The organism is Microbacterium sp. BE35, assembly GCF_031457705.1.
Lineage (GTDB): Bacteria > Actinomycetota > Actinomycetes > Actinomycetales > Microbacteriaceae > Microbacterium > Microbacterium trichothecenolyticum.
The window spans coordinates 1,282,858-1,299,024 of sequence record NZ_JAVDXD010000001.1 but is presented as its reverse complement, the minus strand read 5'-3'; the positions used below and the strand labels follow the sequence as shown (position 1 = coordinate 1,299,024).

The 16,167-nt window shown below is 70.3% G+C and carries 10 protein-coding genes; 8 read left to right on the top strand and 2 right to left on the bottom strand.

Annotation, left to right across the window (positions count from 1 at the left end; all coding sequences use genetic code 11):
* Nucleotides 1-52 precede the first annotated feature (52 nt).
* The 6 genes from J2Y46_RS05660 to J2Y46_RS05635 all read left to right on the top strand — a co-directional run bounded on the left by J2Y46_RS05660 (nucleotide 53) and on the right by J2Y46_RS05635 (nucleotide 5,661).
* A complete protein-coding gene (locus J2Y46_RS05660) occupies nucleotides 53-1,111 on the top strand; it encodes an LLM class flavin-dependent oxidoreductase (RefSeq protein WP_310240886.1) in 1,059 nt (352 codons plus the stop codon).
* Nucleotides 1,108-2,421 carry an LLM class flavin-dependent oxidoreductase gene (locus tag J2Y46_RS05655; protein WP_310240885.1) on the top strand — a complete coding sequence of 438 codons (1,314 nt, stop codon included), beginning with the start codon at nucleotides 1,108-1,110 and terminating at the stop codon, nucleotides 2,419-2,421. The genes J2Y46_RS05660 and J2Y46_RS05655 overlap by 4 nt, the downstream gene beginning before the upstream one ends.
* 68 nt (nucleotides 2,422-2,489) lie before the next feature.
* Entirely contained in the window at nucleotides 2,490-3,224 is a 735-nt protein-coding gene (locus J2Y46_RS05650) for a nitroreductase family deazaflavin-dependent oxidoreductase (RefSeq protein ID WP_310240883.1), read from the top strand.
* A 62-nt stretch (nucleotides 3,225-3,286) separates the two neighbouring features.
* Entirely contained in the window at nucleotides 3,287-4,558 is a 1,272-nt protein-coding gene (locus J2Y46_RS05645; protein ID WP_310240881.1) for a DUF222 domain-containing protein, read from the top strand.
* Nucleotides 4,559-4,576: 18 nt separating this feature from the next.
* Complete coding sequence (locus tag J2Y46_RS05640) at nucleotides 4,577-5,074, top strand: hypothetical protein (protein WP_310240878.1); 498 nt, start codon at nucleotides 4,577-4,579, stop codon at nucleotides 5,072-5,074.
* 197 nt (nucleotides 5,075-5,271) lie between these two features.
* The gene (locus J2Y46_RS05635) at nucleotides 5,272-5,661 is read left to right on the top strand and encodes a rhodanese-like domain-containing protein (protein ID WP_045302078.1); all 390 of its coding nucleotides are present in this window, start codon (nucleotides 5,272-5,274) and stop codon (nucleotides 5,659-5,661) included.
* Nucleotides 5,662-5,667: 6 nt separating this feature from the next.
* Here the strand turns inward: J2Y46_RS05635 and J2Y46_RS05630 are convergent, their stop codons facing one another.
* Nucleotides 5,668-6,996, bottom strand: coding sequence for a M20/M25/M40 family metallo-hydrolase (locus J2Y46_RS05630; protein WP_045302076.1), 1,329 nt, complete (start codon nucleotides 6,994-6,996; stop codon nucleotides 5,668-5,670).
* A 134-nt stretch (nucleotides 6,997-7,130) separates the two neighbouring features.
* Between J2Y46_RS05630 and J2Y46_RS05625 the strand changes: the two genes are divergently transcribed.
* Both J2Y46_RS05625 and J2Y46_RS05620 read left to right on the top strand, forming a co-directional pair.
* Nucleotides 7,131-7,892 (top strand): Pr6Pr family membrane protein, encoded by a 762-nt coding sequence (locus J2Y46_RS05625; RefSeq protein WP_310240875.1) that lies wholly within the window; start codon nucleotides 7,131-7,133, stop codon nucleotides 7,890-7,892.
* Between the two features lie 255 nt (nucleotides 7,893-8,147).
* On the top strand, nucleotides 8,148-8,882 hold the full coding sequence (locus J2Y46_RS05620) for a Pr6Pr family membrane protein (protein ID WP_310240874.1): 735 nt from the start codon (nucleotides 8,148-8,150) through the stop codon (nucleotides 8,880-8,882).
* Between the two features lie 58 nt (nucleotides 8,883-8,940).
* Here the strand turns inward: J2Y46_RS05620 and J2Y46_RS05615 are convergent, their stop codons facing one another.
* Nucleotides 8,941-15,981, bottom strand: coding sequence for a DUF5979 domain-containing protein (locus J2Y46_RS05615; protein ID WP_310240872.1), 7,041 nt, complete (start codon nucleotides 15,979-15,981; stop codon nucleotides 8,941-8,943).
* Nucleotides 15,982-16,167: the final 186 nt, after the last annotated feature.

The following is a 16,167-nucleotide window of genomic DNA, read 5'->3' as shown; positions in this document are numbered from 1 at the left end:
CCCGGCGACGCAGTCCGGCCCAGTGCGGGTGCGGAGACCTACCGTGGCTCGCATGTCCGACACCCGTTTCGCTGTCGCCCTCGAGCTGGATGCCCACGGCGCCCACCCCGCGGCATCCGCTGCCTCCGCCGCGGCGTCGCCTCGCCTTCTCGCCTCCCGCGGCGCGGCCGCCGAGCGCTTCGGCTTCACCGCCGTGACCTTCGACGACTCACCGCTGCCTGCGAGCGACCTGCCTCGCCTGGACGCCGTGCAGCGCGCCGCGTTCATCTCCCCGCTCACGTCGGCCATCGGGCTCGTGCCCGTCGCCCACGTCGCCTACAGCGAGCCGTTCCATGTGGCGACGCAGCTCGCGAGCCTCGACTGGACGTCGAACGGACGCGCGGGCTGGATCGCCGCGTCCTCCGGGTCCGCGCACGACGCCGCCGCGTACGGACGCGAGGCGCTGACCGACGCCGAGCTCGAGCGCGAGCGCCACGACGTCATCGAAGTCGCGCGCCGGCTCTGGGACTCGTGGGAGGACGACGCCGTCATCCAGGACGTCGCCACCGGCCGGTATCTCGACGCCGACAAGCTGCACTACGTCGATTTCGAGGGCGAGAGCTTCTCGGTGAAGGGTCCGCTCATCACGCCACGGCCGCCGCAGGGGCAGCTCGTGGTGGTGTCGTCCGCCGGCACCGTGGGTGCGGACGTCGCGCTGGTCACGGGTGCCGATCGGGCGGAGATCACGGATACTGCCGCCCGCGCGCGTGCGGAAGGCGCGACCCTCGTCTGGGCCGAGGTCGAAGTGGTCCTCGACGCCCGAGGGGTGTCCGCGGCTCGGCGACTGTCCGTGCTGGGGCCCTGGCCGGAGGTCGGGCGCCTGCGCTACACGGGTGGGGCCGACGGTCTGGTCGCGCTCATCGCGGAGCTCGCAGCATCCGTGGACGGTGTACGCCTTCACGTCGCAGAGCTCGATGTCGATCTCGAGGAGCTCGGTCGCGCGGTGCTGCCGGCGCTGCGGGAGCAGATCGGCTTCCGATCGCCGCGAGCCGGCGAGACCCTGCGTGGCGCACTCGGGCTCGAGCGTCCCGTCAATCGCTATGCCGCCACCGCCGTGAAGGAGTTCGCATGACCACGTCCCGCCGCATCCAGTTCGGTGTCTTCTTCCAGGGGGTCAACTTCGGAACCATCTGGTCGAGCGACCGCAGTGGCTCGCAGTACGACTTCGAGTCGTTCCGCCGCATCGCGCAGACCGCCGAGCGCGGGCTGTTCTCGGCGTTCTTCCTCGGCGAGGGTCTGCGCCTGCGGGAGCACTTCGGCCGCATCCACGACCTCGACATCGCCGGCCGGCCCGATGCGCAGACTCAGCTCGCGGCCCTCGCCGCCGTCACCGAACGCATCGGTCTCGTTGCGACGCAGAACACGACGTACAACGACCCGTACGACCTGGCGAAGCGCCTGAACTCGCTCGACCTGCTCAGCGAGGGCCGTGCCGGGTGGAACATCGTCACGACCGACAACGCCTGGACCGGAGCGAACTTCCGCCGCGGCGGCTACCTCGAGCACGCCGACCGCTACCGCCGGGCGGCGCAGTTCGTGGCCGCCGCCCAGCGGCTGTGGGACGCGGGGGCCGACGGCGTCGGCACCCCGGTCAGGGTCGGCGATCAGCTCGTGTCGTTCGAGGGCCCCGCGCCGTTGCCGCCGAGCGCGCAGGGCCGGCCGGTGCTCTTCCAGGCGGGCGACTCCGACGAGGGCCGCGAATTCGCTGCGGCGAGCGCGGATGTGATCTTCTCGGGGCATCCGGGTCTGGAGGACGCCGTGGCGTTCGCCGCCGACGTGCGCCGGCGCCTCCCTCGCCACGGACGGAGCGAGGACGACCTCAAGTTCTTCCCCGGTGCGCAGTTCATCCTCGCCGAGACCGATGCCGAGGCTCGCGAGAAGGCCGAGTGGGTCACGCGCGCGCAGGTGTCGCCGCAGACGGCGATCCGCTTCCTCGAGCCGATCTGGGGCCGCGACCTCTCCGAGTTCGACGCCGACGGACCCCTGCCCGACATCGACCCGGTCGTCGACGAGGTCGACGGCCAGCGCGGATCGCTGTTCCAGGGCCGCCGCGCGGTCGAGACGGCGCGCGAGTGGCGCGAGAGCGCGGCCGCCGAGGGCCTGTCGATCCGCGAGTTCGTCATCAAGAGGTCGTCGCTGCGCACCTTCGTGGGCGGGTACTCGACGATCGCCGACCTGGTGCAGAAGTACGTGGAGGCGGGTGCCGTCGACGGGTTCAACGTGTCGCCGTACCTGGTCCCTGAGGGGCTCGACGACATCGTGGACGGCCTCATCCCCGAGCTGCAGGAACGCGGCATCTATCCGACCGAGTACGTGGGAACGACGCTGCGGGAGAACCTCGGGCTGCCGGGGGTCGGCGAACGGGCGGAGCTCGCGGCCTGACGTCTTGGCGGATCAGGAGATCCTGATTCGGAGGACGGATGCTGCGACCGCCGTCGTAGGGTGGGCCCGTGTCGATCAGGTCGGTCGTCAGAAGCGCGGTCGGCGCCGCGTTGCTCGTCAACGCTGTGCCGCACGGGGTGAGCGGCGTGCAGGGACGACCGTTTCCCAGCCCGTTCGCCGATCCTCCCGGTGTCGGTCTGTCGTCGCCGCGGGTGAACGTGGCATGGAGTGCGGCCAACGCGATCGTGGGGACGCTGCTGCTGCGGCGAGGCATCCGTTCGCGCGGCGAGACCGTCGGCGCGGCTGTCGGCGGAGTTGCGATGGCCATCACGATCTCGTACCACTTCGGCGACGTGCTCGCCGGAGGCAGCGGCCTTCGCGGCTTCTCCATGCGGCGGGCGGCAGGCGGCGGCTCCGGACCACCGCGCGCGCTCGTGAAGGCCACGGAACCCCTCGCGAACGCCCTCGCCGGTCGCCGCTGGTTCCCGCTGTGGGCGGTGCTGCACCATCGTGGGCGCAAGAGCGGGACGGCGTACGCGACGCCCGTCGCGATGGTGCCCACGGTGGATCCGGCGCTCGTGATGATCGGCCTGCCGTGGGGCCGGAACACGAACTGGGCGCGCAACGTCGTGGCGGCGGGATCGGCCGAACTCACGTGGTCGGGTGCGACCCACTCCGTGTCGTCACCGCACATCGTCGAGCCGGCGGAGGCTGCAGATCTCGCGAAGCCGCTGTTCCGCTCCATCGTGAAGCGGATGCCGGCGGCGATCGTGCTCCGTCGTTCGCCGGGGTCGGTTGCCTGACTCCAGCTGCGGGAGCCGCTCGACCCTCCCTGGATGTCGTAGGTATGTTCTAAAGTCGAAGCATGTTCATCGACCCGGCGCTGCCTGACCAGGTGCTTCCCGATGAGCTCGATCTGGTCGTCGAAGCGGCCGACATGATGACGGTGTTCGCCGCGCAGCGACTGGTGCGGATCGACGTGATGCGGCGCGATGCGCTGCGCGATGCGACCCGCAACGGCCGGGTACTCACCGAGGTCGTCGAACGCGGCGTGCGACTGGAACTCGCGGCGGCGCTGCGGATCACCGAGCACGCGGCCGGTGATCTGCTGGGCTTCGCGGAAGCGCTGGTGCACTCCTACCCGGTGGTGCTGGCATCGATGGAGCGCACTCGCATCACCGAGCGGCACGCCGAGATCCTGGTCTCCGCGGTGAACGAACTCGAACCGGAGTTCCGCGCGCAGGTGCTCGAGCCGGGCCTCGCGCTGGCTGAGGCGGAGCCGGTGGGCACGTTCCGCCGCAAATTGCGCGCGCTCATCGACACCGTTCGTTCGGCGACGCTGACCGAGCGATACGAGCGCGCCGTCACCAAGCGGCGGATCGCCGTCGAGCCCGACGACGACGGGATGGGGTGGCTGCATCTGTACGCCCCTTTGGTCGCGATCACCGCGGCGCAGTCACGGGCGACCGCGATGGCCAAGGTGGTCAAGGCGGGCGACGGCGACACCCGCACCCTCGATCAGGCTCGCGCAGATGTCGTGCTCGACCTCCTCATCGACGGCGCTGTCGAAGCTCATCCCGGGCAGGCCCGGGGTGTGCGGGCGACGGTGTTCGTTACAGTCCCGGTGCTCGCACTCCTCCACGAGTCCGACGCCTCCCGCGCGGCGGCCGGCCTCGATCCGACGGTCGTCGAGGGGATCGGGCCGGTCCCGTTGCCCGTGGCGCGGGAACTCGCGGGCGGCGCACCCGGGTGGACGCGTGTGCTCACCCACCCCGAGACCGGAATGGTGCTCTCGGTCGGCCGCGATCAGTACCGGCCTCCGCCGGCGCTGGCGAAGCTCGTGAAGTGGCGGGCGGACCGATGCATGGGACCGGGGTGCGGGATGCCGGCCTCCCGGTGCGACATCGATCACAACGTCGACTGGGCGCTCGGCGGAAGCACCGAGCTGACGAATCTGGGGCCGCTGTGCGAAGGGCATCACACCGTCCGACATCACACCGACTGGACGATCGAGCAGGTCGCCGGCTCGGGCGGTGCGATCCAGTGGACGTCGCCCTCGGGCCGCCGGTACCTGGTCGAGCCGGAGCGCACCGTGCCCGTGTTCCGTGCCGTGGACTGCGGAGACGCTCCGTTCTGACCCGTTACCCTGCTGTCGATGAGTTTCGATGTGGAGACCTGCAGCGCGAACACGGTGGCCTGGGCGCTCGGGCACGAGGGTTCGAGCGAGTACGCGACGCGCTGCCTGGCGTTTGTCGAAGACGCGATTGAACGCTCGAACGACCTCGAGATGTTCGGCGGCGACGACGCGGCGGAGTCCGCCCGCCTGTACGGTGCGTCGGCGAACACTGGGGCGCCGCCCGCCGATGCATTGGTGTTCTACGAGAGCGTCGGCGAGCTCTTCGGCGAGCGCCGAGATTGGGGCCACGTCGGCCTGAGCCTCGGTGACGGCCGCGTCGTGCACGCGTGGGATCGTGTGCGCGTCGATGAGTACCGCGCCCTCGAGGCCCTGACGCCGGCGCCCGGCTGGGAGCCGCTGCGATGGGTCGGCTGGGTGCCGCTCAGCCGCGCGCTCGAGGGCGCCCGCCCCCGGACGTGGGACGAGGATCCCGCCGCGGCTGCCGCGCGGATGCAGGCCGAACGCTTCGGCGGCTGACGACCCCGCGAATCACCCGAAGACGCTGCGGGCGCTCGTTCTGCGGGCCGGTGTCGAGCACCAGGGCGCGACGGCGCGTGACGGATCGTGGCGCCGTATGACGGACGGATGCCCGGGGCCGCACGCGCCGGCCGTAGCGTGGCGCCGAGGAGCGGCATCCGTCCGTCCGTCCGTCCGTCCGAAAGGATCACCCTGCCATGACCGACACCACCGACACCGCCGCCGAGCCCACCTTCGACGCGCCACTCATCACCGCCGAGGAGGCCGCCGGGCGCGCCGCTGCAGGAGCACTCGTCGTCGACGTGCGCAGCGACGCCGGCCGGGCGCGCGACGGCGTGATCCCCGGCTCCATCCGCGGCGACCGCAACAACCTCGACGCGCAGTTCCTCATCGACTCGCCCGAGAAGTTCGCCGAGATCACCGACTGGGACCAGGACATCGTCATCGTGTGCGGCACGATCAACGGCTCCGGCCCCGTCGCCGAGCAGCTGCGCGCGAAGGGCTTCACGAACGTCGCCCATGTCGACGGCGGCTTCCCCGCCTGGAAGGAGTCGGGTGCGCCGACCGCGGAGGCGCCGTCTCGATAGCGGTGGTCAGGCGGTCCGCAGGATCCGTTCGGTCACGCGCGCCGAGAAGCGGAGCGCATCGACGGGGACACGCTCATCCGCGGCGTGGAACTGCGCGAACACGTCGAAGTCGCGCGGCACGCGCAGCGGGACGAACCCGTAGCCGTGGATGCCGAGCTTGGCGAAGTGCTTGTTGTCGGTGCTGGCCGGCAGCAGGTAGGGCACGACGACGCCGTCGGGGTCGTCGACAGAGATCGCGTCCTGGAGGACGCCGATGATCGGGGCGTCGACCGGCGCCTCCGTCGCCGACCACCACCGGCCCTCCCGGATATCGATGTCGTCGCCGACGAGCTCGCGCAGGCCCTCGCGCAACGCGTCGTCCTGGCCGGGGAGGATGCGGATGTCGAGTCGCGCCGCCGCCTCCGCCGGGATGATGTTCGTCTTGTCGCCGGCGTCGAGCACGGTCGGGGTCGCGGTGTTGCGCGTCGTCGCGCCGACGAGCGACGAGACGAATCCGAGGCTCTCGAGGTCGTCGGCGAGCGATTCGTCGGTGAAGGCCAGACCGCGTGCCTCGCCGAACACGTCGAGGAACCGCTGCAGCGCGGGCGTGCGCACCACCGGGAAGCGGTGCTCGCCGACCGCGGCCACGGCCCGCGCGAGGCGCACCACGCTGTTGTCGGCGGTGGGCCGCGAGCCGTGCGCTGCGCGTCCACGGGCCCGCAGCGTCGACCACGCGACACCCTTCTCACTCGTGGCGACGAGGTACGCACGACGGTCGTCGCCCGGCTCGTCGGCCAGAGGCACCGAGAATCCGCCGACCTCGCTGAGCGCCTCGGTGACGCCCGCGAACAGGTCGGGCCGGTTCTCGACCAGCCAGCCGGCACCCCATACGCCGCCGCTCTCCTCGTCGGCGAGGAACGCGAACACCAGGTCGCGCCGCGGCACGATCCCCTCGCGGGCGAAGTGCCGCGCCACCGCGAGGATGGTCCCCGCGTAGTTCTTCATGTCGACGGCGCCGCGCCCGTAGAGATACCCGTCCTCGATGTCGGCGCCGAACGGCGGGTGGATCCAGTCCTTCTCCTCGACCGGAACGACGTCGAGATGCGCATGCACCAGCAGCGCGCCCGCATCCGGATCGCTCCCCGGGAGGCGCGCGACGAGCGACCCGCGACCCGGACGCGACTCGACGAGCTCCGACGCGATGCCGACCTCCGCCAGCCGCTCCTGCACCCACCGCGCCGCGCGGGTCTCGCCGTCGCCGATGGTCGCGGCGACGCCGGTGTTCACGGTCTCGATGCGGATCAGATCTCGCACGAACTCCAGCGCCTCGTCCTCCAGCAGCGTCGGCACGGGCATCCTCCTCGGTCTGGCACGGCGGTCCCTCCGCCGCGGCCGAGGCTAGCCCGACTCATCCGGCGGCGCGCCCACCCGCGCCACGCGGAGTCACACCCTGACGCACCACGACATACCCCACTCGATATGGTGAGCCCATGACGCGCAGGCGGGGATGGGCGACGACCTGGACGATGCTGCGACTCGCGATGGCGGCGGTGACGATCGCGGCGATCGCGGCGCAGCTGACGAAGTCGATCGGCACGGCGATCGAGCTCGGCCGCGACGTCACCACGACGATCGCGAACTTCTTCAGCTTCTTCACGATCCTCTCGAACGCCGCCGCCGCGGTCGTTCTCGCCTGGATCGCGCTCTGGTACCTCTCCAAGGGGCGCCGACAGGATCCGGATGCCGAGCCCCCTGGCCTTGCGGTGGCGCTGGCGTGCGTCAGCACCTACATGATCATCACCGGCATCGTGTACAACAGTCTGCTGCGGGGCATCGAGCTGCCCCAGGGCAGTGCCCCGATCCCGTGGTCGAACGAGGTGCTCCACCTGATCGGCCCGATCTTCCTGCTCCTCGACGTGTTCGTGGGGCCGCTGCGCCGTGCGCTTGCCTGGCGGAGCCTCTGGGCCGTGGTCGCTGTTCCGATCGTCTGGGTGATCTACACGATGCTCCGCGGCCCTCTCGCCACCAACCCCGTGAGCGGCGATCCGTTCTGGTACCCGTATCCCTTCCTCAACCCGAACAACCCCGGCGGATGGCCCTCGGTGATCCTCTACGTCATCGGCATCGCGGGCGCGATCGTCGCCGTCGGGGCATTCGTCGTGTGGTGGGGACGGCGCCGGGGTGCAGCCGCCGGCGCGTCGGATGACGCCGGAGCGGCGGCATCCGTCCCCTCCTCGGTCGTGTCGGACTGACGCCGAACCGGCCGTTCGCAGGGGGTCAAGCGTGTCCCCCGAACGGCGGACACGCCCGGAGTTCCGCGGCTTTTGTCGAGGTTGTCCACCAAACGGTGGACACGTTGTAGGGTCCTGACAACGCCCGGTGATGGGCGCGCGTTTTCCCCACCTTGCCGACACAAAGGTTTGATACACCCCCGTATCGAGGGGGGTACATCTGAGCTCGGGGCAGAAAGCGACACGCAATTCGCGTGATGTCGAAAGGGGTAGGACATGCACTGGGCATGGTTTCGAATCGCCGCGGCACTCACCGGGATCTCCGGGGTGGTCGCTGGGTTCATCGTCAACGTAGACCGCGCAGCGCGCCAGGGGCAGGGCCTCGGCGACGTGCTGGCGAACTACTTCAGCCTGTTCACGATCGTGTCGACGCTGCTCAGCATCGTCGCACTGTTCGTGGCCGCATCCTGGGCGATGCGACACCCGGGCTCCGAGCGCGAGCCCTTCGGCATCGCGCTGGCTCTGGCGGCGGTCACGGGACCCGTGCTGCTGCTCGGCCTCGTCTACAACGCGTTGCTGCGCGGACTGCCCTCGGCCATCGCGCTCGGCGACTCCGCCGGGATCGCGCTGCTCGACAAGTACGCGGCCGAGGTGCTGCACGTGGTCCTGCCGATCTACTTCGTGCTCGACCTGCTGCTGGCCCCGCGTCGGCGGGCGCTGCCCTGGTGGTCGCTCGCAGTGCTCGTCGGCTACCCGCTGGCATGGACGACGTACACGATGGTCCGCGGCGAGCGCGTCGATAACCCCGACGGCACCACACCGTGGTGGTACCCGTACCCGTTCCTCGACCCGCACGGCGCAGGCGGCTACTCGTCGGCATTCACCTACATCGGCGTGATCCTGGTCGGCTTCCTGGCGATCGGCTCGATCATCATCCTGATCGGCCGGTACCGCGAGAAGCGGTCCACGCGCCACGGCGCGCCGGCCACACGCCGCACGCTGGCGATCTGATCAGCGCCAGGGGGAGGCCGCCGATGGGCGGGTGCGGTGACGCACCCGCCCATCGTCGTCAGACCCTCCGGCCGCGGCGGCGCATCACGACCATCGCGAAGACTCCCGCGAGGATCGCCAGCGCCCCGATCGCCACGAGACCCGCCATACGGGCACCGTCCGCACCCGTCGCCGGCAGTGGGCTGTCGAACCGGTTGTCGATGGCGACGGATGCTGCGTCCTCGCCGCCGACCGTCACGACGGCGCGGTCCGCGCCATCGGGGTCCGCCGGCGTGTACGTGACGGCATCGGCTCCGCCGTTCGAGGTCTCGCGCAAGGTGCACTCGGCGCCGACGGGGAGATCCTCGAAGATCACCGGCGCGCCTGTCGTGAGTGCGCGGACGGCGCCGCCGGGAACCTCGATCCCCGAGCCGTTCCACGTGCACGATGCGGTCACTTCGAACGAGTCGGTCCGGTGCAGCGACGCGTCGCCGCCCGACACGGTCTTCACGACCTCGATCTGCCCGACGTCGAAGGTGTTCGTGACGGTGACGTCGGTCTCGCCTTCGACGATCTCGACGGTCTCGACGGGCTCGCCCTCGGCATCCGTGATGGTCGTCGCGTGCGCGCCGCCGGTCTCGGTCTCGGTGAGCGTGCATTCGAGGCCGATGAGAAGCGGCTCGTAGGTGTAGGTGTAGTCGTTCTCTTCGCTCAGCACCTGCTCGGCGCCGCCCGGGATCATCACGGACTCGCCCGCTCCGTCGAGGCAGTCGAGCACCACCGTGAACGGACCCCCTCCCCACAGCTCGGCGCCCTCGCCGTCGATCACCTTGGTGACCGTGAGCGACCCTGCGTCGAACGTGTTGACGGCCCCGACCACCTGGGTGCCGCCGGACTCGATCGTGAACTGCGACGGGGTGATCTCGACGGATGTCGCGCCGCCGTCCTCCGTCTCACGCACGGTGCAGCTCGCCCCGGCGGCGACGTCGTCGACCTGCGCTTCGTAGCCGTTGCCCTCATCGAGCGTCAGGAAGCCGGCCCACACGATACGGGGGGTTCCACTGCCGGTGTCGAGCGTGCAGACCGCCGCGAACTCGAAGGGCCCGGCGCCGAAGTCCTCGGCGGCGGCGCCGGTGCGCGACTTCTCGATGCGGAACGATCCGACGCCGAACGAGTTCGTCGCGAGCACCTGCACCTCTGTCTCGTCCTGGATCGTCACGTCCACCGACGTGCCCTCGACGGGCTCCTCCGAATCGACCTGCATCGTGGTGCCCTCGGCGCCGAGGGCGTCGGTCTCCTCGACGGTGCACGTCGCGTTGACGGGCAGCCCGTCGAGCGCCCACGCCTGTTCGGGGGTGATCTCCTCGATCATGGGCACGTCTGGGCCGTAGCCGTCGGCGTATGCCGGCTGGCCGTTGAGCTCGCACGTGACCTCGAAGGTGAACGGACCGTAGGGGATCGGATCCCCACCGCTGTCGACAGCCTCCGTGTCCACCGCCTTGCTGATGCGGAGTGAGGCGACGTCATAGATGTTCTCGATCGTGACGAGGCCGATCTCCTCGGTGTCTAGGGCGACCGTGGCGGTGCCGATGTCCGTCTGGGTCTGGCCCCACTGGTCCTCGGTCGCCGTGCACTCCGCGCCCAGCGGCAGCCCGTCGATCACCGTCGGATCCGCGCCGGGCACGAGTTCGACCTCGGGGAGGCCCCCGATCGGCTGGCCGTCGATCGTGCACACGAGCTGCACCGGGAACGAGTCGGGCGCGAACTCCGCGGCCGGCCCCGAGACGATCTTCTCGAGAGCGATCGAGCCTGTCGGATACGCGACGCCGACCCGGCGACCCTCGGTGGCCGGCACGAGCACCGTCGCATCACCGCTGAGCGCGGCGCCGCCCGTCGAGATCGTGTTGTACGCCGTCGGCTGGTCGTTCACGACCTGCCGATCGGGCGAGGTGCGGGTCTTGAACTGGAGCGTGAGGGAGTCGCCGGGCTCGAACTTCTCGTCGCCGGGGAAGTCGACCGCCACCTTGATGCTCCGCACCGTGGCCGGGTCGACGGTGTCGTCCAGCGGCAGCCACGCGCCGATCGCGCACGGGGTGCCGACCGGGTTGAGGTCGGCGGTGCAGGGCACCGCCGCCGTGGAGTAGAACAGCGAGATCTGGGCGTTGGAAGGCGTCGTCGGGTCGACGATCAGGGCAGCCTCACCCGCGTACGTCGGCTGCCACTCGCTGCCGCGCGGAATCACCACGATCAGACCCTGATCGCCCGGCGTCGGGAGGTTGTCGATCGAGACGAGCTTCGAGATCGGCACGGTGCCCGCGTTCGTGACGTGCAGGCGCCACGTCTCGGTGTCGCCGGGGAGCGTCAGCGGCACGCAGGGGTAGCGGTAGAAGCCATCGGCGTTCGCGCTGCCCTCGCATTCGAAGTTGGCGTCGTCGCTGCGGACGTTCGGCACGTCGGGCAGGTTCGGCGGATTGTCGGCGCGCACGAACTTCACTGTGCTCAGGGCGGGAACAGCGAGGGGCCGCACCGTCGCCGTGTCTGCGCACAGTCCGGTCGCCTCGTCATAGCTCGGCACGCACTCGTCGAGCGGCTCGGCCACGTCGATCGTCGCCGTGTTGGTCACGGAGTCGTTCGGCGTGAGACCCGGTCGCAGCATCATGCGCAGCGTGATCGTGTATGTCTGCCCCGGCTCGAGCACCGATCCCTCGGGCATCGTGAAGACGATGCTCGTGCCGAGGTCATCGACCTCGACCTCGTCCGGGTCGGTCGGAAGCGGGTCGCCGTTCGGCGGGGTCGGGGCGGCGCCGGTCAGTGAGAACGACCATGGCGGCACACTCGGGTCGCGGTCGGGGTTGAAGATCAGCTGCGGCTGGCCTCCCGCGGTGAGCGGCAGCTCGTCGGTGAAGACCACGTCGGTCAGCGCCCGCTCGCCGGTGTTGGTGTAGGCGAGAGTGAACGGGATCTCGACGCCCGGCCGCACGTCGCCGGTCGGCGACTTCACGACATTGACGGATGCCTCGAGGTGCAGGTTGCGGTACTCCGCTTCGGCCGTCTCGTCGTCGGTGAGCCGCTCCCCGAGTCCGATCTGGGCCGAGATGCCTTCGACCGTGACCGTGTCGAAGAAGACGCCCGCGTCCTGCTCCCCCGGCGCGGGGACCTGATCGCTGCGCGTCGTCGGTGTGGGCTCGCCCGTACGAAGGTCCGCACGGCGCTCCACGAAGAACGGGACGTTGATGATCGGATTGACCGGGTTGGTCCAGCCGAGCTCGACATCCGACCAGAACTGGAAGCTCAGTCCGTGCAGCGTGCTCGGCGCGTTCTCGAGGAACGTCTTGGCGGCCGCGACCGATAGGTCTCCGAGACGCGGCATGCACGTCCACGTGCCCCCGACGTCCCCAGCGACGACGTTCGCGTCGGTGAAGTCACCCCCGTCGAGGTAGCAGACCTGCACCTTGCCGACGGGCGGGGGCAGCTGCCAGTCGGGGTCGGGCCCGACGAAGTCCATCGCGTTCCAGAACGTCGGGTCGTCGTCGGTCATGAGCATCGTGTACGCGCGGGCCGATCCGCCGGGCTGACCGGTGAGCGTCACTGTGACCGGCGAGAAGTCGTTCTCCTTCTGCTGCGCCGGCGCGATCGTCTTGCCTGCGCTGACCGAGAACGTCGGCTCCTCGAGCGCGATCGCCGCGGAAGCGTCGTCGCAGGCCCAGCGGGCGCGCTCGGGCGGCGGGCACGTCGTGAACGGGTCGACATCGGCGATGACACCCTCTGCGGTGTTGCTGATCGGCGAGTCCGCGACCGAGACACGCTCGGTGGTGCCCCGCCAGAAGGGTCGGAGCCGCAGGTCGAACTCGACGACGCCGGCCGCGTTCGCCGCGATGCGGCCGGTGTAGGTCACCTGCACGCCCGACACCTCACAGGGCATCGTGTTCGGGGTGAGCGCGAGCGCCTCGGCGCGCGTCAGCTCCAGCGGTGCGCCCCCGAAGCACGACAGGGTGACCACGGTGTCGGTGGCACCCACCGGCAGGTCGATGCGTACGAAGTTGTTGAAGGCGAACGCCTGGAACGGATCCTGGCGACGATCGGTCACCGAGCCGGGTGCGGTGTCGGTGATCTGCAGCATGTCCACCTTGGCCGGCGTCGTGTTGCGCGTCGTCACGGTGATCCGGCTCAGCGGGTACTGGCTGGGGAGGACATCGGGGTCGTTGGGAACCGCCAGCGGGCCGCCCTGCCAGTTCTTGTCGGTCGTCGTGGTCAGCGGGACGTCGATGATGGAGACGTCGTCCTGATCCTCAGCGATGATCGTCCCACCGCTGACGGGATAGCCCGTGGCCCGGGCGGTGTTGCGCACGACGCCATCGGTGGCCAGGTTGTAGAGCTCGTCGCCGAGGACGGCGGTCCCGTCGCTGCGACGCACGTCGCGCACCTGCCAGACGAGGGTGACGGGCCGGTCGTTGGTGAACGAGCGCGCGACGCCCGAGCCCACCGGCGGAGCCGTCGGGTCGCCTGCCGATGCCGCCGCGCGGTCCGGACTCTCCTCGAAGATGAGCCGGACGCCGATCGTGGATGCCCGTTCGGCCGTCGTGAGCGCCATGCCGGGGAACTGTCCCGCACAGGCGCTGGGGCAAGGGTCGTTCGCTGCGTCCACCCACGCGGTCCCGTTCCACAGCTCGACGCTGCGGACGGCATCGTAGGCGATGAGCGGGTCGGTGGCGGGGGTGATCGGCTCCACGCGGACGAGGTCGAACGCGTCGTACACGCTGTCGACGACGAGCGTCCGAGGCGGATCGGCAGTGTCCATGATGTCGACGTGCTCGAGGTTCGAGTAGCCGCCGGTGGACCAGCGCAGGGTCGACGGGATGGTGTCGCCCGAGCGTGCGATCACCGTCTTGATACCGCCCGAGCTCGACGTGCCGAACGACTTGTCGATGAGATCGGCGTTGCCGGGGTCCGGCGGGACGAGCTCCAGCACGGGGCAGTCGTCGGGGGGCAGCACGGCCTGCCCGTCGGGCACGCTGGGGTTCGCGCTCGAGGCATCGGTCTGCGCGCAGTTCGGAACGAAGGTGCTCTCGTCGTCACTGAACGGCGGCTCCTCGGTGTAGCGCCCGTCCTCGCGCAGCGACGAGGTGAAGCTGGGCGCGAAGTCGGTGCCGGGCGCGAACCCGCCGGCGTCGCCGGTGTAGTCGTACACGAACCGCACGCCGCCGGCGACGTCGCTGATGTCGGAGGGCACTTGCTGCGAGTAGATCGTCGGCCCGGCGATGGGACCCGCGAGCGTCTCCCAGGTGCCGGTCGTCGTGTCGTAATACTCGATCGTGAGGGTCGAATCGCCAGGCACCGGCGTCTGCGCGATGGCAGTGAGGTCGAACGCGTTCCACCACGCATCGCCCTCGACGGGATCCTCAGGATCCTGGATCACGACCTGCTGTGCGCGTCCGGTGGTGCCGGTGGGGTTGTCGGGGGGCGACGGCCGCTCGGTGAGGCCGCCGTTCAGAGTGACCGTCACCACCTCGCCCGGAACGGCCAGGATCGGCGTCGGCCGGATCTGCTTGGAGATGTAAGGCTCGATGACCTCGTCGTAGATGTACAGCTCATCCGTGGCGTCGGCTGTACCGGTGACGCCCGCGTTCTCGCCCTCGACGCCGACCACGTTCGGCACGGTGATCGGCAGTCCGGTCAGGTCGGGGTCGGTGTCGACGGCGAACGGGACCTCGGTCTCGCCGCCGGGGACGATGTCGCCGGTGAACACGAGCTGGAACGACGTGACGTCGGCGGGGTCCACGCCGTCGGGGAGGGCGGGAACGGTGTTGTTCGCGAACGGAACCGTGACCGTTCCGCCACCGGCGAGCGTGTAGACGACCTCGCCCGAGGTCGCCCCGGCAGGCCAGGCCACCGGCCCGGCGAAGCCGCCGAACGTGTACTCGGCGGGGAAGGAGCCCGTCGACGGCTCGGTGATCGTCAGCTGGTCGATCGGAATCGTCGAGGTGTTCCGCCCGCCGATGGTGACGGTGGTCGATTCGCCCGCGATCACCAGGTCAGGGTCGAACGACTTGCCGGCGGCGACCGTCACGGTGTTCTGCCGCAGCGTGAACGAGGCCGCGGCGTCGCCGGTGGCGGTCTCATCGCCGATCGCGACGGTCGACAGCACGTCGTTGGCGACGGTGGTGCCGTCGGGTTCGGATGTCGCGGCATCGGTCACCGTCAGATTCAGCGCGACCGACCCCGAGGCGCCGGCGGGGATGGCGCCGTTGAACGTCACCCGGGTGCCCTTGACCTCGTCGGGCGCCACACCCGCGGGAAGCGTGCCGCCGGGAGCCTCGACCCAGGCACCGTCGACGTAGACCTCGTAGGTCGTGAGCACGGGGTCGGCACCGGTCGGCGGCGTCACCGTGCCGAAACTCGCGAACGCGAGCGAATCGAAGGGGTTGGGCGAGGCGTCCGGATCGACGGGGTCCTGGATCGACAGCGACTCGACGGTCGCATTCGAGGTGTTCGTGCCGCCGAGGGCGGCCGAGACGGCGGCACCGGGCGTGGCGATCGCCTCTGTCGGCGTGAAGGTCTTGCTCGCGGTCGTCGCGAGCTCGAGCGGCACGACGGGCGTCACCGGTGCGACGGCGTCCTCGTCGGCGAAGTTCGCGCCCTCGATGGTGGCCTGGTTGATCACCGGGGTTCCGCTGACGTCGTACGACGCGTCCGCGGGCAGCTGCGCGGTGATCTCGACGATTCCCGTCGTGTTGTCGAGGATGCCGACCGTGCCGTCGCCGAGCGGCGTCGTCCAGGTCACCGTCACGGAGTTGCCGTCGATGACCGGCTCGGCGGCGGTGTTGGCGCCACCGCCGACCACCGCCTCGACGACCACGAACGGCGCGGGCACCACGTCGCTGAGCACCGCGCCGCGGCATCCGAGGTCCGTGATGGCCGAGCAGCCGACCGTCAGCGTGTACGTGAAGGTCTCACCGGGCGCGACCTCGGTGGCCGACGCGGTCTTGTCGAGCGTCGCCACCGCCGTGATGGCGACCGGTGCCGGGTCGGGCAGAATCGGGGCGGCCGAAGCCGCCGGTGCGATCAAGGTGGCGGCGGCGATCGCAAGGATCGTGACGGATGCCGCGATGCGTGAGCGCACTCTGGAGAACAACTGACCCCCCGGTCCATGTCGCTGAATGGCCCGGTCGCACTCCCGAAATCATGACCGGATCCACACCTCTCGGTCAGCCTAGCCAGGCTCCGGCGCGCCGTGCCACTGTTGCCAGCGTGACTGGAGTGACAGCCGACGCACCGCGGGGCGGCATCCTTCCCCTTAACTAGACTT